Origin of the sequence: Winogradskyella undariae, from assembly GCF_013285155.1 — a bacterium.
GTDB lineage: Bacteria > Bacteroidota > Bacteroidia > Flavobacteriales > Flavobacteriaceae > Winogradskyella > Winogradskyella undariae.
Genome location: NZ_JABTEL010000005.1, coordinates 216,507 through 241,258 on the forward strand (window position 1 = coordinate 216,507; position 24,752 = coordinate 241,258).

The window sequence follows — 24,752 nt, forward strand, 5'->3', positions numbered from 1 at the left end:
GATGAATATCATGTATATTTATATCCTTGTAACCATTTGAAACAAATTTAAAATAAGCATTGAAAAACTTAGAGAAACTCATAAATAGAATTACAGAATTTGGACTTAATGATAAAGTCCAGTCGGCTAATAAAGAACTTGAAATTCAACAACTCTTAATAGGGATTTATTCTGAATATCTTAATCTAGACGTAGAATTTGATGATGAAGATTTTGAAGGTGATCCGACTTTTGATTATGACTCAATAAAGAAAAACATTGAGGCAAATTTTCCTGATATTGGTTGGTATCATTCAGTTTTTGAATCTCACTTAATAATACCAGATGCGTACTTGGTGACAGGTGATGCAATTGACGATTTAAGTGATATCATTAAGGATATGTTAGAAATTAAATGGCAATTTGAGAATGCGAGTGAGAAATATGCAAAATGGTGTTTTAAAGATTTAATGCAAAATCACTCAGAACAACATCTTGTTGATTTTTTGAAATATTTAAAAGATAAAAAAGGCTAACAAATTACCGGCTTAAAAAATACATACGGATCATAGAGTAATTAAATGTTTTTTAGTTGTTTAATTGAGCAAAGTAAATTGTGTATTAAGTTGTTATTTGTTAACTTGGTTACTAATCTATTTAATTAACGATACACAAAAAAACGTTACCTTCAATTTGAAGTCTCATTCAATTGAACAAAAATTTCAATAAATAAGAAAATGATTTACTTTATTTTCGATAAATCAATCAATATAAAAAATGATTTCTGCTAAATTACCAGACAACGAAACGGAGCGCCTAAAAGTTTTAAATAGTCTTAAAATTTTAGATACAGTTGCTGATGATGATTATGATAACATCACAGAACTTGCAAGCTTTATTTGTGGTACACCTGTTTCACTGATTTCACTAGTAGATAAAGATAGACAGTGGTTTAAATCAAAAAAAGGATTGACAGCTTGCCAAACTTCACGAGATGTATCCTTCTGTGCGCATGCCATTCTAGATCCTTTAGATATTTTAGAAGTGCCAGATGCAAGAAACGACATACGGTTTATAAATAATCCGCTAACAGAGCAGGAAAAGCCTGTGGTTTTTTATGCAGGCATACCTTTAAAAACAGAACACGGAGTGCCTTTAGGCTCACTTTGTGTCATAGATCATAAACCCAATTCTCTTAATAACGAACAAAAAGAGGCATTAAAGAAATTAGGGGCTCAAGTTGAAAGACTCTTATTATTACGGACAAAAAATAATGAATTAACGATAACAAAAGAAAGCCTTAAAAAACATAACGGACTTCTTAAAGAGTTTGCAGCTGTAGTATCGCATGACCTTAAAATGCCATTGGCCAATTTAATACTTACTTCAGATATTGTAAAAAAGAAATATAGTAACTTAATCGATGACAAGGGAAAAGAATATTTAGATTATTTAAAAAAGTCATCCCTTTCTATGAGCGATTATATTACAAAAATATTAGATCATTACGAATGCATCTCATACGATATCGATGATACCCAACAATTTGGAATTAATGATTTGTTAGAAGGCGTTATAGATTTAATGAGTATTAAAGATAACTGTGAAATCTTAACTCCTGAAAAAAACATTGATATTAATTGTAACAGTACGGCGTTGCAGCAGATTTTTATAAATCTAATAGGTAACAGTCTTAAGTATAGTGATAAAGAAAAAACTATTATAGAAATAGAAGCAAGCGTTGATGACAAGTTTTATGAATTTAAAGTTCGTGATAACGGTAGAGGAATAGAAAAAGACAAAATTGAAACTATTTTTGGATTATTTGTTACGACAGGGCATTTAGATAATACTGGAGAAAAAGGACACGGTATAGGTTTATCTACGGTACAAAATCTTGTAGAAAGTTTAGGAGGTGAAATTACAGTATCATCAGAGCTAGGTTCTTACAGCGAATTTGTATTTACAATTGTTAGAAGAATATTAGCTTAGGTTCATTGCACAAAAAAGATATTAAATAATCCTCAATATAATTTATTACTAACCCTTATCCTAAGCAATAAAATATTTGAGGACTTTATATTCAATTTGTATTTAATTGTGTGCTTAATTACACCATTATTCATATATAAACATCTTACTGTTTATTCTTCTAAAATGACATTAAACTAAATTTCACAAAATTTTGCACTAAACATACCATTTGTAGCTAATAGTTCTAATGTTTTCTTTTGCCTCTTCTATCATTTGTTCAGATTTATCAGCATATTGTATCATTCCAAACTTATTAATAGCTTCAGCAGTAATTCCCATAAAATCAAAAGCTGTAAGTAAAAACGGAGTTGCAAAGTTAACGCTCTTATAAGGCTCAATTTCAAAATCACTTCCACTTGTCATTAATATCAAAGCTTTAGTATTTTCACATAACCCTTTAATGCCTGTCTCTGTATATGTAAAGGTTTTTCCTGATTGTATAACGGCATCAAACCAAGCTTTTATGGTTGCTGGGACTGAAAAATTAAACATGGGGCTTGCCAATACTACAAAATCTGTAGCTAGTAATTGATCCCTAAATTTATCGTTTTTTGCTAAAACACTCTGCTCCTCTTCTGTAAGTGCTACACCACCAAAATTTCGATTGACATAAAGATTCAAATTTTCTTTTAATAATAAATCTGGAGCTTCTGCTGCTAAATCAACAAACGTTATCTCTGTTTTATCTTGATTATTTTCAATGAAGAAATCAAGCATTCGTTTTGTATTTGAGTTTTCTCTTGGAGTATAACTTATAATTAGTGTCTTTTTCATATTTAATATTATTTTATTATTAAAGGCAAATTTATATTAAATTTGATATACAAAATATACTGCTATACTAAAGTATAGCAATATACTCTAGTACAGTATGTCTTCTAAAGTCAATTTTAAATATGAATAAAAAAAAGAATGAAACGGATATTTATACACCAACAGAATGTAAAAAATTCATCCTTCCTGTTCGCGATGTTATAGATATCGTTGGCGGAAAATGGAGGTTACCTATCATTATAGCACTTTCTTTTAAAATTCATAGATTTAAAGAATTAGAACGTCAAATTGAAGGAATAACACCTCGAATGTTATCTAAAGAACTCAAAGAATTAGAAACAAATGGTTTAGTAAACAGAAAAGTGTTTGATACAATACCTGCTTCAATTGAATACAGTCTTACAGATTATGGAAAATCTTTAGATAAAGTAATTGAAACAATGAGAGAATGGGGCTTATCTCATAGAAATAAAATAATAAACGAGTAATATTTATAGCTGTAAATAACAACTAAAAATGAAAAAACACACATTAATAATCTTATTATTTTTCATAATCTCAAACTCTGTATTTGGTCAAACTGAAATTAATAAAGAAAAAGTCAAAACATTAGAACCTTACATTGGGTTAGGAATTTTGGACAAACAGAACTCAGATAAATCAATTAAAATTGATCATCTCGATTATGATGAAATACCTAAATCTCTTGATTTTAGAGGAACCGTTGTAGAAGCCTTTAAATGGACAGATTCTAACGGAGAAAATATTTTAATTCAAACAGTCTTTGGAAGTTTCAAATGGAAAGATTATAATAAAAATTCAACTGAATTTAAGCTTCATGACAAATCTGAATTATACGTCTATTTATTTGAAAAAAGTAATTCTAAAAAAGTGTTTAAAAAAAAGTGGAGAGTTTATGATTATATCGAGTGTTTTGGTGAAGATTTCTCTGTCGGTTTTACACCAAAAGCAACAACAATCACGGATTTAGACAATGACGGAATAACTGAAATAACGATGACATATGCTTTAATGTGCCGTGGCGGAATGGACCCTGGTATATTGAAAATAATAATGTTCGAAGGACAAACAGAATATGAATTAAGCGGAGAAACGATGATTGGTTGTGGGCATATAGAAAATCCTTATGGTGGCGAGTTTATTGCAAGTGATAACTTACAGAAAGAACAAGTGTTTAATAAGTTCTTAAAAGAACATTGGGATCGAAATAAATGCGAAGAGTAAAATAGTATTAAAATAAATAGTACATACCGCTTCAGCGCAATCCATATGACAAATAGACTAAAAGTAAATTACACTTCTGAAGTTCCTACGGATCTAGAAATTGTTCAAATGTGGGAAGACATTACTATTACCGAATTAAATGATTGGTCTAAAAGTGCTGAAGAAATGAGAGCTAAATTTTCTAAAACACATATTAATGGCGGTATCCAGCTTCGCAAATATTCAATATCAGACCATTATTGCTTCCAATGGTTTGCTTCTAGAAATAGGCTAAGTGAAATATTTTTTATCAAAAGATTTTTTAATAGACCAGAATTAGCTAATTGCCGAGCTGATTTAGAAATTGAAAACGATCAACCTAATTGTGAAGAAAAGGAATGGTCTAGTGATATTTTTGATTTATCAGGAATCATTTCTAGATTACTACACCACGGTGGTGCTTATGGAAATTTAAAAGTAAAAGACGCTTGGAAAACGGCCATAAATTTTGTGAAAGATGAGTATGATGATAGGTTTAATGAGATAAACAGATTCACATATCACTTAGAGGATTCAGCATGGTTTTTTCATGTTCCTTGAGATTACTCTATAGTATTATTTGATAAAAGAACAAATGAGGTTATCGTCATCAATATTACAGATACAGATTAAAAACACAGAGTTGCAATACTATAAATGTAGGTTGGTGAATTTTTGATTTAATACATCTTAATAATTAAGTTTTCTCCTTTAAAATCTACTTCTAAAAATCTTAAGATATTCCCAATCACTACTTGTTACCACTTAAAAGCATTAATTTTATAACTCTAAAAATTATGAGTTTAAAAAGATGTTATTTATCAGACTAAACTCATTTTGAATTATTTAAAAAATAAAAATAATTAATTATGAAAATCAATAATATTTTAGAAGGTATTGGTAACACTCCTGTAGTGAAATTAAATAAATTATTTCCGAATGCAAATGTTTGGATGAAAGTTGAAAAATCTAATCCAGGCGGTAGCATAAAAGATAGGATTGCATTAGCAATGATTGAAGATGCAGAAAAAAGAAATATTTTAACAAAAGATACGGAAATCATTGAACCTACATCAGGAAATACAGGTATTGGTTTAGCTATGGTAGCCGCAGTAAAGGGATATAAGCTTACGTTAGTCATGCCAGAATCTATGTCTGTTGAGCGTAGAGCTTTAATGGCTGCATACGGGGCGAAATTAGTATTAACACCAAAAGAGTTAGGTTTAGGAGGCACGATTGCAAAAGCGAAAGAGCTTGTTGAAAATAACAAAAATGCGTGGATGCCTTCTCAATTTACAAATATGGTAAATCCAAAAATACACGAAACAACAACCGCCTTAGAAATTGCTAACGATTTCCCAGAAGGTATTGATTATTTAATTACAGGTGTTGGTACTGGTGGGCATATATCAGGTATGTCTAAAGTGTTGAAAGAAAAATTTACAGGCTTACAAGTATTTGCTGTAGAACCTAGCGATTCACCAGTCATTTCGGGTGGAGAACCAGGGCCACATGCTTTACAAGGCATTGGTCCAGGATTTTTTCCAGAAACGTTTAATAGAGATTTAATTGATGGAGCTATTAAAATAACAAAAGAAGAAGCCTTTTCTGAAGTTCAAAATATAGCAAAAACAGAAGGTATTCTGGTTGGTATTTCTACAGGAGCATCTTTAGCTGCTGTTAGAAAACAATTAGAAACAATACCTAACGAAAAAATAATATTGACAATGAATTACGATACAGGAGAACGCTACCTTTCTATAGATGGCCTTTTTACAGTGTAATTTTAATTGATAGAATTATCTATAAATAACAGAAGCGATATAAAATTTATTTTATATCGCTTTGCTTTTTTGATTCCTTTGTAATAGTAATCAATGAAAATATAGTTCCTAATATTAACATAAATACTCAAAAGTATATTAAAACTTCCGCATCTTTGTCTTAAAATTAGCATCGTGAATTTTAAAGAAAAAGAACTTATTATATTCGATTTTGATGGAACACTAATTAATAGTATTCCAGATCTTACTTTGGCCATAAATAAAATGTTAGCATATTATAATTATTCGCCATTAACAATTGAACAAGTGACTCCTTTTATTGGTAATGGAGCAAAACCTTTGGTGCGTAGATCTCTAGAGCATTCAATTCAGAACAAAGAGCTCTCAGAAACTTTGTTAGAAGAAGCTTTTGATATTTATTTATCGGCTTATAAAGAAGTAACTTGTATAGATACTTTTATGTATCCTGGTGTTTTAGAGACTTTGAATTATTTAGATGAAAAAGGCTATAAAATGGCGATATGTACTAATAAACCTTTCGATTTTATTCAGCCTATTTTAGATAAATTAGAAATTAGAAAATTCTTCAAGAATTGGATTGGTGAAGATTCTTTATCTGAAAAGAAACCAAGTGCACTACCTCTCATTCACTTAATTAAAGAGAATAACACAAGTATAGAGAAAACCATAATGGTTGGCGATTCTAAAAATGATATTCTTGCAGCTCAAAATGCAGACATGCAAAGTATTGGTGTTAGCTATGGCTATAATTATAACGAAAATATTGCAGATTATAACCCAACAATAGTGGTCGATAGTTTTGCAGATTTACAAGAACTTTTTTAAGATGAATAAAATTTATAATGTTGGTGTTATAGGTGGAGGTGTTTCGGGTGTAGTTACAGCTTTAGAGTTGGCCAAATACGGAATAGATAATATTTTATTTGAACAAGAAAAAAGTGTTGTAAACGGACCTCCGTTTTGCCACTTGCATGCAGGTGGAAACCTCTATCCCGATATTTCTGATGAGCAATGTAGAATATTAATGAAGCAATCCATCGATATGGCACGCTTATTTCCAGAATCTATAGACAAAAGACCTACATTTATTAGCATTCCTAAATCAGAAAAATATGCTGTAGATATCATTCAAAATCGTCTAGACATGTTGGTAGCGTACTACAAAACATTAATAGATGAAGATCCATTAAATGAAATTCTTGGTAGCCCAGATGATTATTATAAAATTTATTCTAAACAAGATTTAATTGAATTAGCAGAACAACCTAATGTTGAAAGACCGAACACTCCTGACGAGTGGATTTCTAATACAATTAAATTAGTTGATTACGAAAAATTAAAGACTCCAATAACTTTAGTTCAAGAATATGGGTGGAATCTTTTTAGGTTAGCAGCTCAAGCTCAATTGGCTTTAAATAAAACCGAAAATTGTAATTTAAAGCTTAATACTTCAGTAATTGATATTAAAGATGTCAGAAATGAAAATGTAGATTATAATTGGGAAATTTACACAAAAGATGAAGTTTATAGAGTAAATTATTTGGTGAATTCTTGTGGATTTAAAACGGGTAAATTTGATGAATCGTTACATATTAACACAGAGCGTTTAATTGAATTTAAAGCGGCCTATGTATCTAAATGGCAGCCGATACCCGGATTAATACCTGAACTTATTTTTCATGGAGAACGTGGTACACCACATGGTATGGTGCAGTTAACACCTTATAGTGATGATTATTATCAAATTCATGGCATGACAGAAAATATCACGCTATTTAAAGATGGATTAATACAGTCTAAGACTAATGAAGCACAGCCTCAGTTTGGAGAAGACATTAATCAGAAATTATTTCGTGGTTGGAAAACAGATGATATCAATACTAGAACAGAAAATGCAATCGAGTCTGTTTCAAAATTTGTTCCGTCGTTTAAATCTGCTACTGTTGGTGGTCCGCCTCTTTTTGGTGCACAGCAAATACCGGGAGATGACCCAAGCTTAAGAGTAGGGGAAGTTAGTTTTCCTTATAAATCTTATGCTCGAAGCGAAATTGTTAAAGCATCTTCTGCATTGACTGTTGCCAATCAAATTATAACTAAGATTCAAGAAGAAAAAATTATTCCTGTAATTGCTAAAAGAACAAATCAAAACGCTTTATTAGATCAAGTTTCTAAAGAAGACATTGATCAATTAGCTTCGCAATTAACTATTGAGCGTGGTTATCCTGAAGCATTATCAAAACTAATTATTGAGAATTAATAATTAGAATTATAAAGTTTATTATCCCCATGATTCTTTAATAGAATTTATGGGGATTTTTTTATTCATTACCAAAAAGGATGTTTCACGTAGTAAACCATACTATAAGATTTTTGCCTAGACAATAGTTTCTAATAGGTATTCATATTTTATATGAAATCTTAACGCCAATTAATTTTAATAAAGCGATCATTCTTCACAAATCCTTTAGGTATTTTGTCTAAAACCTCTAAACGTATCGCATCAATTAAACTATCCTTTGCAAACGAATGATGCACTGCTAAACTTACTTCGCGTATCGGTTTTGGCTCTGTAAAATTAATATTGCGTCCGCTGTCGTTTTTATTAATGGCCATTTCAGGGACTAAAGTAAATCCACCATAATTATCTACCATTTTCTTTAAAGCTTCTATAGATCCACTCTGAAATTGAATATTCTGTGGGTTTGTACTTTGAGAACAAATATTTAAAACTTGGTTTCTAAAACAGTGCCCATTTTTTAAAAGCCACAAATTATCTAAGTTTTCAATTTCACTGGCAGAAACCGCTTTCTTGTCATTAAATGTTCCTTTCTGTCCGTAAAATACAAAAGGTTCATTGTACAATTTAATCTCTCTGATGAAAGGTTCATTAAGTGGTGTTACTAAAATACCAATATCAATTTCTTTTTTTTGTAATGCCGAGATAATTTGATCGGACTGCATTTCTTCAATAATAAGTATCGTATCTGGATGTTTTTCAGCAAAAGATCCTGAAATTAAAGGAATTAGATAAGGTGAAACCGTTGGTAAAACGCCTATTTTATATTCGCCCACTAAGCTATCTAATTCGGTACTCACCATATTTTTTAACTCATTAACTTCTCGTAAAATTATTTTAGACTTATTAATAAATAATTCGCCTAAAGCTGAAGGTTTAAAAGGTGACTTACTCTTATCGAATATTAAAAATCCAATTTCATCTTCTAGCTTTTTAACTTGAATAGTAATAGTAGGTTGCGTTACAAAACATTTTTCTGCCGCAGTTACAAAATGCCGATAGGTGTCTAAAGCGATGATGTATTCTAATTGTTGAAGTGTCATTATATAGATTTTATTAATGTAAATATATAAATTATTAATTTGATTAATATCGTGATTCTGTCCATTTTTGCATTAACAAATAAAAAAGAATTGATGAAAAGAATAATTACAACCTTAGTCATCTTATCAATAGGATTGGTAAGTTTCTCGCAAAGTGAGAAGAAAATGACAACTAATAATGGTGCACCAGTTGGAGACAACCAAAACTCTAAAACAGTTGGAGAATATGGTCCCGTTTTATTAGAAGATATTCATTTAGTAGAAAAATTAGCCGCTTTTGATAGAGAACGTATACCAGAACGTGTTGTGCACCCAAGAGGAGCTGGAGCATCTGGGTATTTTGAAGCAACAAAAGACATGTCAGATTATACTAGAGCTGTATTATTTGCTGAAGCAGGAAAAAAGACAGATTTAGCAGTACGTTTTTCTACTGTAATACACGGAAAAGGTTCACCTGAAACTGCAAGAGACCCAAGAGGTTTTGCAGTAAAGTTTTATACAGAACAAGGTAATTATGACATTGTTGGTAACAACCTGCCTATCTTTTTTATTAGAGATGCAATTAAGTTTCCAGATATGGTGCATTCTTTAAAGCCTTCACCTGAAACAAATAAACAAGATCCAAATCGTTTTTTCGATTTCTTTTCTCATGTACCAGAAGCGACACATATGATTACACGATTGTGGACTGATTTAGGAATTCCTAAAGGCTACCAATTTATGAACGGAAGTAGCGTACATGGCTATAAATGGATTAATAAAGCAGGAAAAGTAACTTATGTAAAGTACTCTTGGATATCTAAACAAGGTGAAAAAAATCTTACTGCTGAAGAAGCATCAATTCAACAAGGAAAAGATTGGCAACATGCAACAGTTAGCTTAAGAAAAGATATTGCTGATAAAAATTACCCACAATGGGATTTATATGTGCAAATGATAAAGCCTGAAGATATTCATTCTTTTGATTTTTGGCCTTTAGATGCTACCAAAGATTGGCCAGCAGATAAAATTGAAAAAATTAAGATTGGTACCATGACTTTAAATCAAAATCCGGTAAATTATTTTGAGCAAGTTGAAAGTATTGCTTTTTCACCAGGAGCTTTAATTCCAGGAGTCGAGCCATCAGAAGATAAGTTGCTACAAGGTCGTTTATTCTCTTATTTTGATACACAAAGACACAGATTAGGACCAAATTTTCAACAATTAAAAATTAACCAACCGCTAGAAGATCCTAAAAACTATAATTCAGATAGCTGGAATAGTGCCGGTAATAAAAGATTTGAAAATCCAGATGTTAACTACCAACCAAGTAGTAAAGCATCTTTATCTGAAGATACTCAATATAAGCAATCAGAAACGACGCTTACTAATGTAACCATCACGCAAAAGAAAATTACTAAAACAAATGATTTTGCTCAAGCAGGTGATTTTTACAGATCGCTTACTAAGAAAGAACAAAACAATTTGATTAAAAACTTAAGTGGTGATTTAGGTCAGGTTACAGATAAAAATATCCAGATGACAATGATTGGTTATTTCTATCAGGCAGATAGAGATTATGGAATGCGTATTGCAGAAGCATTGGGTTTTTCTGCTAAAGATTTTATGAAGAAATAACAGTACATGATTGGTGAGTAGAGGGGGAGCTGCCAGTGCGACCTCTCTATTTATTTTAAAAAAAATACAATGAAAAATATTTTACTCGCTCTTACATTAATTTTTACTTTAGGGAGTTACGGACAAACTGTTTTTGAAGTTTCTAGAAATGGGGATTTAGAAAAACTTAAAGCATTATATACTTCAAATAATGCAATTATCAACACTGCAGATAGCAAAGGTTTTACACCTTTAATTCTTGCTGCATATAATGAACATGACGAAATTGTTACTTATTTATTAGAAAACGGAAGTGATGTTAATGCTAAAGATTTATCCGGAAACACAGCTTTAATGGGAGTTTGCTTTAAAGGATATTTAAATATTGCAGAAATTCTAGTTGAAAATGGAGCTGCAATTAACCAACAAAATTATAATGGAGCTACAGCACTTATTTATGTAAGTACTTTTGGTCATACAGAAATTGCTAAATTATTATTGAATAAAAATGCTGATCTATCTATCCAAGATGGCAGAGGAAAAACAGCGTTAAATCATGCAGAAATGCAAGGCAATGATGAAATTATTCAACTATTGAAAAGTGAGCAATAAACAGACCAATTAATTCATTTTCTAATAACTTAAGAATCGAATTTTGTATTCGATTTTTTTTATTACTAAATTAGAGGCTTCACTATTAAAACAAGAGTTTTAATAAGTTGTTTTAATCAAAAAAACTAAATAATGCATAATAAAACTTCCTATTTAATAATAAGATTAGCCTTAGGATTAAGCATGTTCGGTCACGGATTAGTTCGTATGCCTAAACTTCAGGAATTTAGTGAAGGCTTAGTAACCTCTTTTGAAAATTCTATGCTTCCTGAACTATTAACGGTACCATTTAGCTATGTTTTACCGATAGCAGAATTGATTTTTGGATTAGGTGTTTTGTTAGGCTTATTTACGAGAATCTCAGCAATTGCTATTGGCATTGTTTTGTTGTCACTTGTTTTTGGTTCTACACTCGTTGAAAACTGGGGTGCCATAACAGCACAATTTATACATATTGGTTTTGTTGCTTATATCATTCATCATGTTAAGGATAATTCTTATGCGATTGATAATGTGATTCATAAAAACTAAAGTTCCGTTATTAGGTTAAAGCAATCATAAGTCCCATTAAAATAAATATACAACCCGAAATTTTATTAAGCCATAAACCAGCTTTAGGATTTTCTTGAAATTTTTGAGAAAATAGTCCAGCAAATAAGGTTAAAGATAAATACCAAATAATTCCAATAGCAGAGAAAGTAATCCCTAAAAGAATGAAAGGAATAGGATTCTCTAAGTCATTAGGGTTTATAAACTGAGGAAATAAAGCTAAAAAGAATAATGCAACTTTCGGATTTAATAAGTTGGTTATAAATCCAGACCAAAAATCACTTTTTCTCTTAGTTTGTAGGTTTTTATTTGATTCAGAAGTGATAAGTGATTTATTATTTATAAGGCTAGAAATCCCCATGTATAATAAATAAACAGCTCCTGAATATTTAATAATTGTAAACGCATAGTCTGATTTGGAAATTAAAACAGATAAGCCTAATGCTGCAAATAACGTGTGAGCTAATACACCTGAGTTAATGCCAAGTGCTGCATGTATTCCCGATTTCTTACCCTGACTTATAGATTTGTTTAGTACAAAAACTGTGTCAATACCTGGTGTTATTACAAAAATAAAAGCTGTAAATATAAAAGTGATAAAGTTTTCTATTCCCATGATCAAAATTATTTAGAATCAAACATTAAGTTTCGACAAAGGAAATGCTTTGGTACAACTTAAAAAATACATATTTTTGATTAACTAATGCGATAAATGCATTAATCATGACGATTCAACAAATAAAATATTTCTTAGAACTTGCTAACGAGTTACATTTCTGGAAAACAGCAGAGAAGATTTCAATTTCACAATCGACCTTAAGTAGACAAATTCAAGCTTTAGAAGATGAATTAGGAATTCAACTTTTTGAACGCGATAAAAGAAATGTAAAACTTACAGCTGCGGGTAAATTTCTTAGAGAACATTGGACGGATTCAATTAATGAATTAGACCGAATTCATATACAAGCAAAAAAAATAGATATTGGGGCTTCGGGCAGTATATCAATTGCTTACCCAGGTTCTATTTCATCGGGTTTCTTACCTCGGTTGATGAATGTTTTAACTGAAGAAATGCCTGATTTAAAAATTGAATTAACAGAGCCTACCGATTTAAATCACGAAAAATTAATTTTAGATTACCATATTGATATTGCTATAAGTCGGGATGAAATATTGAACCCGACCATCATGTCAAAAAAGTTATATTCAGAATCAATTTGTCTAGTAGTTCCTATAAATCATTGGTTAACTCAAGATAATTTTACGGATTTAAAAATGGTTGAGAATGAAAACTTTATCATTTCAGCATTGCATAATAACACCTATTTTTCAACTTTATTGCGTAGTGTTTTTAGTGCGAGTGACTTTGAACCTAAGACAACAATTGAATCCGATTTTGGAAGTGTAATTTTAAATCTCGTTGCTAAAAATCTAGGCATTTCTATTTTGCCTTATTCTTTTAAGTTTGCCAATAATCAAAACGTAAGATTTATAGAGTTACCTAATAATGTCGATTTGTTTATTAATTGGCGTCTTAAAGATCCTAATAAAATAGTGAAACGTATTGTAGATTATTCAATTACACTTGGCGAAAATTATATACTTTAAAATACTACACTTTAAATTTTAAAAATTTAAGGTGTAGTATAATTTAAAAAGTTAAGCACTTCTTTTATGATAAAGTAGTATCGAATAATTTATAATTACAATTATAATCCCAATTGTTATAACAATAGAGGAATGTATTGCATTTAATATTATAATTTTTTGATTCATTCCTGTTAATAGAGCATACCAAAAAAAAGGACAAAAAATACCAACTAAGGAAATATTACGACCAGTTTTTATACCGTTTCTATATTTCAATGTTTTTGTTAGATATTTTTTAGAAACATTTTTATTTCCGTTAATTAATCTAATACATTTTTTACCAGCTATGGTATAAGGGCAGTTATTAAGTACCTGCTTAATTAATTTTGAAATAGTATTCATTGTATCTGTTTGCGTTAAAAGAAAAAATAAAATATATACCCACCTACAATTGCCATAAGCATTACTGAAAGTATAAATGCTATTATTGCTTTTGGTTTTAACATTGAAGAAATGATGGCTATTTCTGGTAAACTAGCACCAGTTCCACCTATGATTAATGCCATTGCAGCTCCCATACTCATCCCTTTTAGAATCAGTGCTTTTAATATTGGTATTGCCATTTCAATACGTAGATATAATGGTACTCCTACAGCTGCAGCAATAGGAATAGCAAATGGACTATCATTACCTAAGTATTTTTGAACCCATGTATCCGTTACAAAAATTGTTGAAACAGCACTAATTAAAGCACCAATTAAAACGTAAGGGAATATGCGTTTAAATAAAGACCATCCAAATTTTAATGCTTCTTTATATTTTGATTTTTTTTCATTTATTTCATTACAAGTTGAAGTTGAACACGATGAGGATTTGTGCTTTTCTTTTGTGTTATTACTACATTCATTTTGTTTTTCTTCTTCAATAATGGTAGAACTACAGTTGGTTACTGTTGGTTTAGAACTAAATTTCTTAGAATTTATATTAATTAATTTTACTTCATTTTTTATAGATGTTTTACCTACCAGTGTTCCAATTAATACAGAGCCTATAAATACAATAAGGAAATAGACTAAGGCAATTTTCCACCCAAAAACCCCTAAAATAAAACCGACAACGACAAAGTTTGCTAACGGTGCCGAAAGTAAGAAAGAGAAAACCATTGCAAATGGAGCTCCCATTTCTATCATACCCATAGATACAGGTACCATTGATGCACTACAAAATGGAGTTGGTATACCTAATAAAGCTCCCATTAGCCCGCTATACTTTCCTGTTTTTGCTAATCTTTTTTGTAGTTTCTCTTGCGGAATAAATGCCCTTACCAAACCAGTAAGTACAGATACCAAGGCTATTATTAATAATAGTGCTATGCCCACGTGCATAAATTCATTTAAAGCTAAATTAAATTTCTCATTCATAATATTAAGTTTAATTAAAGGTTATATTTAACATATGTGTTAAATCACATATGATATTGTAAAAAAAAGCAATTCTTATTTAAATTAGTTTATTTTTTTTCTCGATGTGATAGTAGTGCTTTACATTTCGTCATTTCTTTAATCATTTCTTTTTCGGGTATAGAGCTAATGGAATTTTTTATGATATGACTAAACTCATCTTTAATAGGTGATAAGTAGTAAAAAACCCACTTACCTTCTTTTACTTCTTCAATTAAATTGGCCTTCTTTAAAACTTTTAGATGGCGAGATACATTATATTGATATTCTTCTAATACCTCTACAATTTCTGAAACACAAATTTTTTCGTTTATATTAGTAAGCAACCAAACAATTTTTAATCTTGTTGGGTCTGATAAAGCTTTAAAGGTTTTAATATAATTATCCATGTTCTATGTTTTACACATGTGAAATAGCACATATGTTAAAATGATGTAAATATATAAAATTATTTCAAAGTAGAAATTATCTTTTTAGAAATTTACAGAGTAATATGATGAAAATAAAAGTGAAGTGATATTTTTTAATTCTGAAAGATCATAATAAATCTTCTAAAGCAGGTTTTAGATTCGGAAAATTAAAATCAAAACCTTCAGCCTCTATTTTTTGAGAACTGACACGTTGGCTTTCAAATAATAAAATATGCATTTCCCCTAATATGGTTTTCATAACAAATTTCGGAATATTTGGTAATATTAAGGGACATTCCATAACACGTGCAGCTGCTTTTGTAAATTCTTTATTGCTTACAGGGTTTGGTGCTACACCATTATAAATTCCTTCAAAATTTTGTTGTACTGCAAATACAAATAATGCGGCTAAATCTTCAACATGGATCCAGCTTTGCCATTGTTTTCCACTTCCAAAGGCTGCACCAGCTCCAAACTTTATTGGTTTTGTTATTTCGGGTAATGCACCTCCATCTTTTGCTAAAACTAAGCCAATTCTAATTTTTGCGACCTTACTACCTAAAGATTCAAAACCATCTACTGCCGCTTCCCATTGGTGGACTATTTTACCCAAAAATGTTTCTGAAATTTCGGTATTAGTTTCTTCGTAATAATGAACTAAACTTGTTGGGTAAATACCAATAGCACTCGCAGAAACAACTTGCTTAATCGTGTAATTGTGTAATTTTATAGTGTTTTGTAAAAGTTGTGCTGTTTTTGTTCTACTTTCTAGAATTTCCGTTTTGTAACTGTCTGTCCAGCGTTTGGAAATAGAAGCACCAACCAAATTTATAATAGCGTCAACACCTTGAAAACAAAGATGGTCAATTTCGTTGTCTTTTGGCTTCCAGTAAAAACCTTTATAGTTTGATTCTTTGCTAATTTTAGATTTTGAAGTTGTAAGATAATGAACATCAATACCCGCTTCGTGGCATTGTGTTACAATTTCTTGTCCTATTAAACCTGTGGCTCCTGTTATTAAAACCGTCATTCTCCTTTTTTTGTAAAGGTACAAAAGCTATCTCCTTTGTGTATGGAGTTTAGTTTTGATTTAACGTTTGGGTAATCAGTAGTATATACTTTATATGGTAATATATAGGAACACTTTAGAGAGGTTGAATTGCTTTAAGGTATTATTAAAATCAAGACTTTTTTACTTTGAAAACTTCTCGATACAAAATTCTAAAAAAAGAATTTCACTCGAAGTGACGTAAAATTAAGTATAGGCTTGTGATTTATATGTTGAAGTTATTTTCGTTGCTCTTAGCATTTAGTTCATTGTTCATTTCGCTGAATGTTTCGTTGCTCTCAACATTTAGTTCATTACTCATTCACTGAATGGTTTCGTTGCTCTCAACATTTCACGTTTGCCTGGAGGTCCAGGGAGGCGTTCTACTGTTAAGCCAACAGCTTGCATGGCACGTCTTACGCTTCCTTTGGCACAATAAGTCACTAATACACCATTTTCTTTTAAGGCTTTGTACATGATTTTAAAAATGTCTTCAGTCCATAATTCTGGTTGTACACGAGCACCAAAAGCATCAAAATAAATAAGATCAAATCTATTTTCTGCATTTATATCTTTAAAGAATTTTTGTTGTTTTTCTAATTTGAAATTAGAAGTAATAAGATGAGGTTCTTCCCATGGTGTTTCGTGTAATTTCTCAAAAACAGCTTTATGGGTTTCCGAAATAAGTTCAATATAATTAAGTTGTTGAATCTCTTCTAATTGAACAGGGTAAGCTTCTACACCAACATAATTAATGTTTAATTTTAATTTTTCAGCTTCAATTAGTGTTAGAAAAGTATTGAGCCCCGTACCAAAACCTATTTCTAAAATACCGATTTCTTCAGTATTGGTTTCTGTAAGCTTATTATCTGATTTTTCAGAATAATAAAGCAAACCATGTTTCATAAAAACGTGGTTTGCTTCTTGTATGGCACCATGAATAGAATGATATTGTTCATTCCATTCTTCTATCTGTATGGTTTTAGAACCGTCTGATGTGGTAATAATATTACGTTTCATGTGTTTTCGTTATGTGTATTTCTTTTCAATCACATGTAACATATACAGTGTTTTAATGATACTGTATTTAAATGTTTCAAAATTATTGAATCAGTAATCTTTTAATCTTCGGGATAGGTCCTACGCACTCCGTTTTATGACAATTAAGACAATTGCTAATCGCTGCATTGTAACGTTCTTTCACTTCAAGGTTTGAAATTGTATCTACAACAGCTTGTTGAGATTCTATAAAAACATTTACAAAGCTTTGCCAATTTTTAGTTCTAGATGTGCCCTTGCTCATTTCTGCTGAGTGCAATTTCATTAAGTCTAAAGGTAAAGCGCTTGGTGTTTCTCCTGCGATAATTTGTGCTTTTAATTGTACATTGTAAGCGTACATGGCATTCATAAAACCTGCCATTTCAGAACGCTGATACATTTCGTATTCAACGTTCTTTTTAATAGGTTCTTCTGTTATTTTTTCTTCATTTTTACAGCTTGACAGTATAAAAAGGGAAAGAAATAAAAAACAGATGTATTTATTTTTTAAGTAAAACGCCATCAGCTTCAAAACCATATTCAAACTTAGGATCTGTAATTGCCGCAATTTCATCTTCAGTTTTACCTGCATCTTCTGCGTAATGTCTTAATTCTTCAACAGACGTTTCGCTAACAAAAGCTTTACCGTTAATTACAACATCTCCTTCAGCATTTAATGGCATAAAAAATCCGTAGTCTTTAAATTTAACCATGACTTGGTTTTCTCCGTCCATATCTAAAGTCATCCAACATCCTTTTTTAGAACAAACTTCAATGATTTTTCCTTTTACTTTAGAATTAACAGTATCTCCAGCTTTTAAGTTCTTATAATGTTCCATCATACGCTCTGCAGTTAAGGCATCTGTATCTGTAATTTCTTTACCAAAAGAAGCATAAGTAATTTCAGGTTTTGTGTCTTCAGCGGTAGGTTTCACGGTCTTAGATTCGTTTTTGCAAGAAAAAATAGTTAAGCAAATCGTTAAAAGTAAAATGATTTTTTTCATTATTAATAGATTTTGAATTGAATTGTTATCGAATTACAAATTTAGTCAATTTAAGGGAATATAACCTTTTATTAAAGGTGCTGATTATGTACTTTTGTTTGAAAATCATATATAATTATGGCTCAGCACACAGAAAAGATTAGCATTGAAACAGCTAAAACTTCTAAAATTGACACGGTAGATTTCAGCAACTTAGACTTCGGTCGTTTGTTTACAGACCACATGTTTGTCTGTGATTATGAAGACGGCAAGTGGCAAACTCCAAAAGTGATGCCATATCAAGCAATGTCTTATGAACCTTCAGCTCGTGTTTTTCATTATGGGCAAGCTGTTTTTGAAGGTATGAAAGCTTATAAAGATGAAGACGGTAAAGTTTTTCTATTTAGACCAAAGCAAAATTTTGAAAGAATTAATAAATCATCAGCTCGTTTGGCAATGCCAGCTTTTCCTGAAAACTATTTCTTTGAAGGATTAGAAACTTTATTAAAATTAGATAGCGATTGGATTAAGCCAGGCGTTGGAAACTCGTTATACTTACGTCCGTTTGTAATTGCTACAGAACCTGCAATTTCTGCTTCACCAGCAAATAATTACAGATTTATGATTATTTGTTCGCCAGCAAAATCTTATTATAACACGCCAATACGTGTTTTAATTGCTGAAGAATATAGTCGTTCTGCAGATGGTGGTGTAGGTTTTGCAAAAGCAGCAGGAAATTATGCAGCTCAGTTTTACCCAACAAGTTTAGCACAAGAAAAAGGTTTTCAACAAATTATCTGGACAGACGCTAGTACTCACACTTATTTGGAAGAAGCAGGAACAATGAATGTGTTTTTTAGAATAGGTGATAAATTAGTTACTGCGCCTACAAGTGATAGAATTTTAGATGGAGTTACACGTAAAACGATGCTTCAGTTAGCTGAAGATATGGGGATTACTTGTGAAGTAAGACGTATTACTGTTGAAGAAATTAAAACAGCATCTAAAGATGGAAGTCTTAAAGAAGTTTTTGGAACTGGTACAGCAGCAATTATTAGTGTAATCTCTGCATTTGAACATAAGGATGAGTTATTTGAAATCCCTGAAATTGAAGATTCTTATGCTAAATTATTTAAGAAAACATTATTAGATATTCAACATAATTTATCTGAAGATAAACATGGTTGGAGATATGAAGTAAAATAAACTTCAAACAAAATAAATAAAAAAGCAGCCAATTGGCTGCTTTTTTTATGATTCTAAAATCTCTTTTATATGTGGTTTAAAGTAGTTGGGGCCTTTTAGTACTTTGCCATCTTCACGGTAAATTGGTTGTCCATCAGCTCCTAGCTTACTCATATTACTACGTTGTATTTCATCAAAAACTTCCTCAATTTTATGTTGCATGCCATGTTCTATAATTGTGCCACATAAAATATAAAGCATATCACCTAAGGCATCCGCTACTTCCACTAAATCATTGTTTTTTGCTGCTTCAAGGTACTCTTCATTTTCTTCGCGCATTAGCTCATGGCGCAGTACGTTTTTGTCTAGACCTAAGTCAGCTTTAGGTGTTTCGCGATGTCCTATTTTAAAGGCGGTATGAAATGCTTTTACTGCATCTATTTTGTCTTGCATAGTTGTGGTTTATTAGTATACTAATCCTTATTTTTGCATAAAAATAAGAAGATGTTTACGACTGGTCAATTGATTTTTGGAATATTATTTTTTATTGCATTTGTGATTGTTATTGTTTTTCAATATCGTAAAGACTTTCAACTTCATAAAAAATATTATAAAGGTACCATTTGGATTCTTCTTGCTTTTCTTGGGTTTATAGGTATGATTTCAGCTATTAAGTTTATTTTTATGTAGTCAGAACTCGTGGATTGGATTGCGCTTTAATTCAATTCTTGTTTATAATTTCTTTTCTAAAAATATACCTTTTATTGGGTATATTATGCTGTGTATTTATATTGGATATTTGTGTTGTAATTTTTTTTTGTTATAAAACTATCTGGTTTTTAGTGATTTATTTTTTGAGATAAAGTTTTATTATATCTTTATTCAAACTAAATAATTAAAGTTTTTAACTGAGGAAATTCTAAAACCCTACAGATTTAATGCAAGTAAACGTCACTAATATCAAGATTAGCCTCTGTCTTATTCTATTTCCTTTTTTTTGTTTTAGTCAAATACAATCAAAGGATTCTTTATTAATTATTTGGGAAAACACCAAGCTAGAGGACGCTGTAAGAGCAGATGCTTACAATGATTTTATAACTGAAAATTATTTTGAAAGCAAAACAGATAGTGCTTATGCTATGGCATTAGATTTATTTGATTTTTCAGAAGCTAGAAACTTAAAAAAACAAAAAGCAGATGCGTTAATACTTTTAGGGGGAATAGAGCATATTTTTGGAGATAATACCAAAGCTTCTAAGAATTTTGGATTGAGTTTAAAGCTTTATAAAGAATTAAATGATATTAGAGGTCAGGCAAATGCTATCAATAATTTAGGCGTTTCTTATAGGAAGATTTATAACCTTGATGAAGCAAAAAAATATTACGAACACTCATTAGAGTTAAGTGAATCAATTAAAGACACTATTCTAATAGCTCAGACTTTAGTTAATATTGGGAATATTTATGGTTGGCGTTACAAGTCTGATAAAGCGATCACTTATTATGAGGAAAGTTTAAAATTGTCTAGAGCGATTAAAAATGAACAAAAAGAAGCTTTAGCATTAATTAATATCAGTAATTCTTACATTCAAAAAAAAGAATTTGAAAAAGCTAGATCATATACCGAAGATGCAATAAGAATAGGGAACTCTATTGGGAATTATAATATTTTAGCTCATGCAAATAATGTTTTAGCTCTTGGTTATTATAAGCAGAAAGATTACGATAATATCATCTTAGCAGCTAATGAATCTCTTTTTTATGCTGAAAAAATATCTAGCCTTGCTATGATAGATGGTGCTTATTTTTTCCTTTTTCAGGCTTATAAAGGAAAACGAGATTTTGATTTAACTATTAAATATCAAGATTTAAGAAGTGATCAAAGAACGACTATTGATGATATTAGTACTGTGCAAACCTTAGAGAAAATAAAAATTGATAATCATAGAACACAAGACAGTCTAATTAATATAAACAATACTTTAAAATTAGGGATTAAGCACAAAAATGAGAAAACAAATTTAGTATTAGCTTGGGGAGTTAGTTTATTGATCCTTTCTGTTTTAACGTTTATAGTTTATAGAAATTCGAAACGAAAACAACACAAGGCAAAAGAAGAACGACAACAACAAATTGCAGAAAAAGAAAAACTTTTAAAAGGTTTAGAGATCTCATCAATTAATGCAATGATTAGAGGTCAAGAAAAGGAAAGACAGCGTATTGCTTCTGATTTGCATGATAGTGTAGGTGCTACTTTAGCAGCGGCAAGATTACAGTTCGAATATTTAATGAAACATCAAATTAATGATGAAGATTCTAAAGATTTAGAAAAAAAGATAAGTCTACTTTTAGATAACGCCTACAATGAAACTCGAGCTATGGCACATTTAAAGAATTCAGGTGTGATGGCTAAAGATGGACTTCTTCCTGCTGTAGAAAAATTAGCAAAAAATGCATCAAGTAAAAATGAATTAAAATTTGAAGTTCAAAGTTTTGGTCTAGATCAACGTTTAGAGAATGCAATAGAAATTTTGATATTTAGGATTATTCAAGAATTGGTAACAAATATTATAAAACATGCTAGGGCAACTCATGCTATTATACATTTAACTAATTACGAAAATAATCTTAATATTATGGTTGAAGATGATGGAGTTGGGTTTGATTCCAAACAATTATCAAAAACTACAAAAGGTATGGGGATTAGTAGTATTGATAGGCGTGTAGAGCATTTAGAAGGACAATTAACAATTGAGTCAGAAATTAATAATGGTACTACAATAATAATAGATATACCAGTATGATAAGAATTGCAATAGCAGAAGATCATCAATCTTTTATTGATGGGATTGAATTACTTTTAGAAAGGGAAAAGGATATCGAAATCGTAGGGACTACAAATGATGGAGAAGAACTATTAAAATTAGTACAATTAAAAGAACCTAGTGTTGTTATTACTGATATCAGAATGCCTAAAATGGATGGTATTGCTGTAACTAATAAAATAAAAAAAATATTGCCACATACTAAAATTTTAGGTTTTAGCATGTTCGATCAAAAAGCAGCAATTAAACAAATGATAGATGCTGGTGCTTCAGGGTATTTGTTGAAAAGTTCACCTTTAGATGAGGTTTTAAAGGCGATACGTGCAGTTTATAATGGAGAAACTTATTTTGATTCAAATATTCAAATTGAAGCAGAAAACAACAGTAATAAAAAGACAAAAGGATTATTAACAAAAAGACAAATTGAAATTTTAAATTTAGTGGCACAAGGTAAAACCTCTAGGGAAATTGCAACCGAATTGTTTATAGGTATATATACCGTAGATACACATCGAAAAAATATGATTAAAATTTTAGGACTTCAAGGCAAAGGAGAATTGATGCGTTTTGCAATAGAAAAAAAATATAAATTTTAAGCCTTTTTTTATTTCTTTTTGTATATCATTAAAATACCCAATATCGGGTATTTTTTATTTTATATAATTGTTGGATTTTTGATAACGTGTGTGTTACATGTTAAAAATAATATTTTTTAAAATCAATTATAATTCTAACTTCGCCGTCAATCAACCTAAACTAAATTATGAAATACACAAAATTATTAACTTTGTCGGTTTTTCTATTAACTATGAGTTTATCTTATGGACAAAGCTATGTTGGCCATTCTATAGATAATTATTCTGGTGTTCACGGTATTATTTACAATCCATCTAGTATTGTTGGTTCTAATTTAAGAGCCGACGTTAATTTATTATCTGCAAGTGTCTTTGGAGGTAGTGATTATTTCGGAATTAATCTTAGCGATATCATGAGTTCTGATGGTGGCTTCGATTTTGAAGAAGACAGTGAAAAGTTTCCAAGTAATGCTAATAATTTCTTTTTTAATGTAGATGTTTTAGGACCTTCCTTTATGTTTAACATAAATAAAAAAAATAGTATTGGTTTAGTTACTAGAGTTAGAGCTAATATGAATATAAATCATATAAACGGTGAATTATATGAGGCTGTTGTTGATGATTTTGATGTTAATGATGATTTTAATTTCGATTCAAAAAACTTAAATGGTACGATACACGCTTGGTCAGAGATAGGTTTGGCTTATGGAAGAATCTTAATTGAAAAACCAAATCATGTTTTAAAAGGTGGTGTTACTTTAAAATACTTACAAGGTGCAGGTAGTGCGTTTATGAGTAGTCCAGGCTTGCAAGGTCAATTCTCTGCAAATTCAGAAACATTGGTAACTCAAGGGAACTTTAATTATGGTACAAGTCAAGATTTTGAAGCAGACGATTTAGATTTTAGTAATTTAACATCAGGTGTAGGTCTAGATATTGGTTTTACATACCAGTGGTATAAAGAGAAAATTAATAATAATTTTTCAATTAATGAAAACCAATATAAACTTAAGGTGGGAGTTTCTATTACAGATATTGGATCTATTAGTTATGATGAAGCTAAAGTAAGTAGATATAATTTAGATGCCTCAGCAAGTACAGCAAATTATGAGGAGGATATAGAAGAGTTCTTAGATAATAATTACTTAGGAGTGGAAACAACCGAAACTGCAAAAATAAAATTACCAACGGCACTTCATTTACTTGTAGATTATAGGTTATCAAAAAAATGGTTTGTAAGTGCTCAAGCAGATTTATCTATGGTAGAAAAAGGATCGGAGTTAAGTACATCTGTTCTTAATACTGCAACGTTAGCTCCAAGATTAGAAACAAGATGGTTTAGTTTTTATGCACCACTTAGTTTTAGACAGTATGGAGATGTGTCTTTTGGTGGAGGTCTTCGTTTAGGACCTTTAACTGTGGGTTCTGGTTCTGTATTTACAAATCTTTTATCTAGTAGCTCTAAAACTACAGATGTGTATGTTGGTCTTAAAATTCCATTATATAGATAATAATTCATTTTATAGTTGAATAAAAAAATACCCGTTATTGGGTATTTTTTTGATTAAGTATAGTTAGTAGATTTATAAAATGGAATAATATCAATTTATTTAAGCCAACAAATTAACGAGAAGATATTATTTGCTACTAAATTTTTAGTTGAAGATTAATACAATTATATTTTTGT

The 24,752-nt window shown here is 30.4% G+C and carries 27 protein-coding genes; 16 read left to right on the forward strand and 11 right to left on the reverse strand.

The annotated features are described in order from the left end of the window. The first annotated feature begins 59 nt into the window (after positions 1-59). On the forward strand, positions 60-515 hold the full coding sequence (locus HSX10_RS09480; protein WP_173587973.1) for a DUF5063 domain-containing protein: 456 nt from the start codon (positions 60-62) through the stop codon (positions 513-515). Between the two features lie 241 nt (positions 516-756). Further along, positions 757-1,971, forward strand: coding sequence for a GAF domain-containing sensor histidine kinase (locus HSX10_RS09485; RefSeq protein WP_173587974.1), 1,215 nt, complete (start codon positions 757-759; stop codon positions 1,969-1,971). A 198-nt stretch (positions 1,972-2,169) separates the two neighbouring features. Here HSX10_RS09485 and HSX10_RS09490 read toward each other — a convergent pair whose 3' ends face one another. Further along, positions 2,170-2,787, reverse strand: coding sequence for an FMN-dependent NADH-azoreductase (locus HSX10_RS09490; RefSeq protein ID WP_173587975.1), 618 nt, complete (start codon positions 2,785-2,787; stop codon positions 2,170-2,172). A 122-nt stretch (positions 2,788-2,909) separates the two neighbouring features. Here HSX10_RS09490 and HSX10_RS09495 point away from each other — a divergent pair, with 122 nt between their 5' ends. From HSX10_RS09495 to HSX10_RS09520, 6 genes are all read left to right on the forward strand, one after another. After that, positions 2,910-3,275, forward strand: a complete 366-nt coding sequence (locus HSX10_RS09495) for a winged helix-turn-helix transcriptional regulator (RefSeq protein WP_173587976.1) — start codon at positions 2,910-2,912, stop codon at positions 3,273-3,275. 28 nt (positions 3,276-3,303) lie between these two features. Continuing rightward, a complete protein-coding gene (locus HSX10_RS09500; RefSeq protein WP_173587977.1) occupies positions 3,304-4,032 on the forward strand; it encodes a M949_RS01915 family surface polysaccharide biosynthesis protein in 729 nt (242 codons plus the stop codon). Positions 4,033-4,077: 45 nt separating this feature from the next. Next, on the forward strand, positions 4,078-4,611 hold the full coding sequence (locus tag HSX10_RS09505; protein ID WP_173587978.1) for a hypothetical protein: 534 nt from the start codon (positions 4,078-4,080) through the stop codon (positions 4,609-4,611). Between the two features lie 308 nt (positions 4,612-4,919). Continuing rightward, positions 4,920-5,834, forward strand: coding sequence for a cysteine synthase A (gene cysK / locus HSX10_RS09510; protein WP_173587979.1), 915 nt, complete (start codon positions 4,920-4,922; stop codon positions 5,832-5,834). Between the two features lie 174 nt (positions 5,835-6,008). Beyond that, complete coding sequence (locus HSX10_RS09515) at positions 6,009-6,680, forward strand: phosphoglycolate phosphatase (RefSeq protein ID WP_173587980.1); 672 nt, start codon at positions 6,009-6,011, stop codon at positions 6,678-6,680. A 1-nt stretch (position 6,681) separates the two neighbouring features. Further along, positions 6,682-8,112: an FAD-dependent oxidoreductase gene (locus tag HSX10_RS09520; protein WP_173587981.1), complete on the forward strand. Its 1,431-nt coding sequence runs from the start codon at positions 6,682-6,684 to the stop codon at positions 8,110-8,112. 161 nt (positions 8,113-8,273) lie between these two features. Here the strand turns inward: HSX10_RS09520 and HSX10_RS09525 are convergent, their stop codons facing one another. After that, positions 8,274-9,194: a LysR substrate-binding domain-containing protein gene (locus HSX10_RS09525; protein ID WP_173587982.1), complete on the reverse strand. Its 921-nt coding sequence runs from the start codon at positions 9,192-9,194 to the stop codon at positions 8,274-8,276. Positions 9,195-9,287: 93 nt separating this feature from the next. On the opposite strand from HSX10_RS09525, the gene HSX10_RS09530 reads away from it, so the two are divergent. From HSX10_RS09530 to HSX10_RS09540, 3 genes are all read left to right on the forward strand, one after another. Next, positions 9,288-10,811: a catalase gene (locus tag HSX10_RS09530; protein ID WP_302476789.1), complete on the forward strand. Its 1,524-nt coding sequence runs from the start codon at positions 9,288-9,290 to the stop codon at positions 10,809-10,811. Positions 10,812-10,880: 69 nt separating this feature from the next. Continuing rightward, positions 10,881-11,402 (forward strand): ankyrin repeat domain-containing protein, encoded by a 522-nt coding sequence (locus HSX10_RS09535; RefSeq protein WP_173587983.1) that lies wholly within the window; start codon positions 10,881-10,883, stop codon positions 11,400-11,402. Positions 11,403-11,534: 132 nt separating this feature from the next. Beyond that, the gene (locus tag HSX10_RS09540) at positions 11,535-11,933 is read left to right on the forward strand and encodes a DoxX family protein (protein ID WP_173587984.1); all 399 of its coding nucleotides are present in this window, start codon (positions 11,535-11,537) and stop codon (positions 11,931-11,933) included. 10 nt (positions 11,934-11,943) lie between these two features. Here the strand turns inward: HSX10_RS09540 and HSX10_RS09545 are convergent, their stop codons facing one another. Next, positions 11,944-12,567, reverse strand: coding sequence for a LysE family translocator (locus HSX10_RS09545; protein WP_173587985.1), 624 nt, complete (start codon positions 12,565-12,567; stop codon positions 11,944-11,946). A 107-nt stretch (positions 12,568-12,674) separates the two neighbouring features. Here HSX10_RS09545 and HSX10_RS09550 point away from each other — a divergent pair, with 107 nt between their 5' ends. Continuing rightward, positions 12,675-13,559 (forward strand): LysR family transcriptional regulator, encoded by an 885-nt coding sequence (locus tag HSX10_RS09550; RefSeq protein WP_173587986.1) that lies wholly within the window; start codon positions 12,675-12,677, stop codon positions 13,557-13,559. A 51-nt stretch (positions 13,560-13,610) separates the two neighbouring features. On the opposite strand, the gene HSX10_RS09555 is transcribed toward HSX10_RS09550, so the two are convergent. The 7 genes from HSX10_RS09555 to HSX10_RS09585 all read right to left on the reverse strand — a co-directional run bounded on the left by HSX10_RS09555 (position 13,611) and on the right by HSX10_RS09585 (position 18,501). Continuing rightward, positions 13,611-13,943, reverse strand: coding sequence for a hypothetical protein (locus HSX10_RS09555; protein WP_173587987.1), 333 nt, complete (start codon positions 13,941-13,943; stop codon positions 13,611-13,613). Positions 13,944-13,957: 14 nt separating this feature from the next. After that, entirely contained in the window at positions 13,958-14,962 is a 1,005-nt protein-coding gene (locus HSX10_RS09560) for a permease (RefSeq protein WP_173587988.1), read from the reverse strand. Positions 14,963-15,051: 89 nt separating this feature from the next. Continuing rightward, complete coding sequence (locus HSX10_RS09565; RefSeq protein WP_173587989.1) at positions 15,052-15,390, reverse strand: ArsR/SmtB family transcription factor; 339 nt, start codon at positions 15,388-15,390, stop codon at positions 15,052-15,054. Between the two features lie 148 nt (positions 15,391-15,538). Then, the gene (locus HSX10_RS09570; RefSeq protein WP_173587990.1) at positions 15,539-16,441 is read right to left on the reverse strand and encodes a TIGR01777 family oxidoreductase; all 903 of its coding nucleotides are present in this window, start codon (positions 16,439-16,441) and stop codon (positions 15,539-15,541) included. 336 nt (positions 16,442-16,777) lie between these two features. Next, positions 16,778-17,479, reverse strand: coding sequence for a tRNA (5-methylaminomethyl-2-thiouridine)(34)-methyltransferase MnmC2 (gene mnmC2, locus HSX10_RS09575; protein WP_173587991.1), 702 nt, complete (start codon positions 17,477-17,479; stop codon positions 16,778-16,780). 82 nt (positions 17,480-17,561) lie between these two features. After that, positions 17,562-18,020, reverse strand: coding sequence for a hypothetical protein (locus HSX10_RS09580; RefSeq protein ID WP_173587992.1), 459 nt, complete (start codon positions 18,018-18,020; stop codon positions 17,562-17,564). Beyond that, positions 17,998-18,501, reverse strand: a complete 504-nt coding sequence (locus HSX10_RS09585) for a DUF4920 domain-containing protein (RefSeq protein WP_173587993.1) — start codon at positions 18,499-18,501, stop codon at positions 17,998-18,000. The genes HSX10_RS09580 and HSX10_RS09585 overlap by 23 nt, the downstream gene beginning before the upstream one ends. Positions 18,502-18,618: 117 nt before the next feature. Here HSX10_RS09585 and HSX10_RS09590 point away from each other — a divergent pair, with 117 nt between their 5' ends. Continuing rightward, positions 18,619-19,686 (forward strand): branched-chain amino acid aminotransferase, encoded by a 1,068-nt coding sequence (locus tag HSX10_RS09590; protein ID WP_173587994.1) that lies wholly within the window; start codon positions 18,619-18,621, stop codon positions 19,684-19,686. 45 nt (positions 19,687-19,731) lie between these two features. On the opposite strand, the gene HSX10_RS09595 is transcribed toward HSX10_RS09590, so the two are convergent. Next, a complete protein-coding gene (locus tag HSX10_RS09595) occupies positions 19,732-20,118 on the reverse strand; it encodes a pyrophosphohydrolase domain-containing protein (RefSeq protein WP_173587995.1) in 387 nt (128 codons plus the stop codon). A 485-nt stretch (positions 20,119-20,603) separates the two neighbouring features. Between HSX10_RS09595 and HSX10_RS09600 the strand changes: the two genes are divergently transcribed. The 3 genes from HSX10_RS09600 to HSX10_RS09610 all read left to right on the forward strand — a co-directional run bounded on the left by HSX10_RS09600 (position 20,604) and on the right by HSX10_RS09610 (position 24,576). Beyond that, positions 20,604-22,469, forward strand: a complete 1,866-nt coding sequence (locus HSX10_RS09600) for a tetratricopeptide repeat-containing sensor histidine kinase (RefSeq protein ID WP_173587996.1) — start codon at positions 20,604-20,606, stop codon at positions 22,467-22,469. Next, complete coding sequence (locus tag HSX10_RS09605; protein WP_173587997.1) at positions 22,466-23,086, forward strand: response regulator transcription factor; 621 nt, start codon at positions 22,466-22,468, stop codon at positions 23,084-23,086. Before HSX10_RS09600 ends, HSX10_RS09605 begins: the two co-directional genes overlap by 4 nt. Before the next feature lie 167 nt (positions 23,087-23,253). After that, positions 23,254-24,576, forward strand: a complete 1,323-nt coding sequence (locus tag HSX10_RS09610; RefSeq protein ID WP_173587998.1) for a DUF5723 family protein — start codon at positions 23,254-23,256, stop codon at positions 24,574-24,576. Positions 24,577-24,752: the final 176 nt, after the last annotated feature.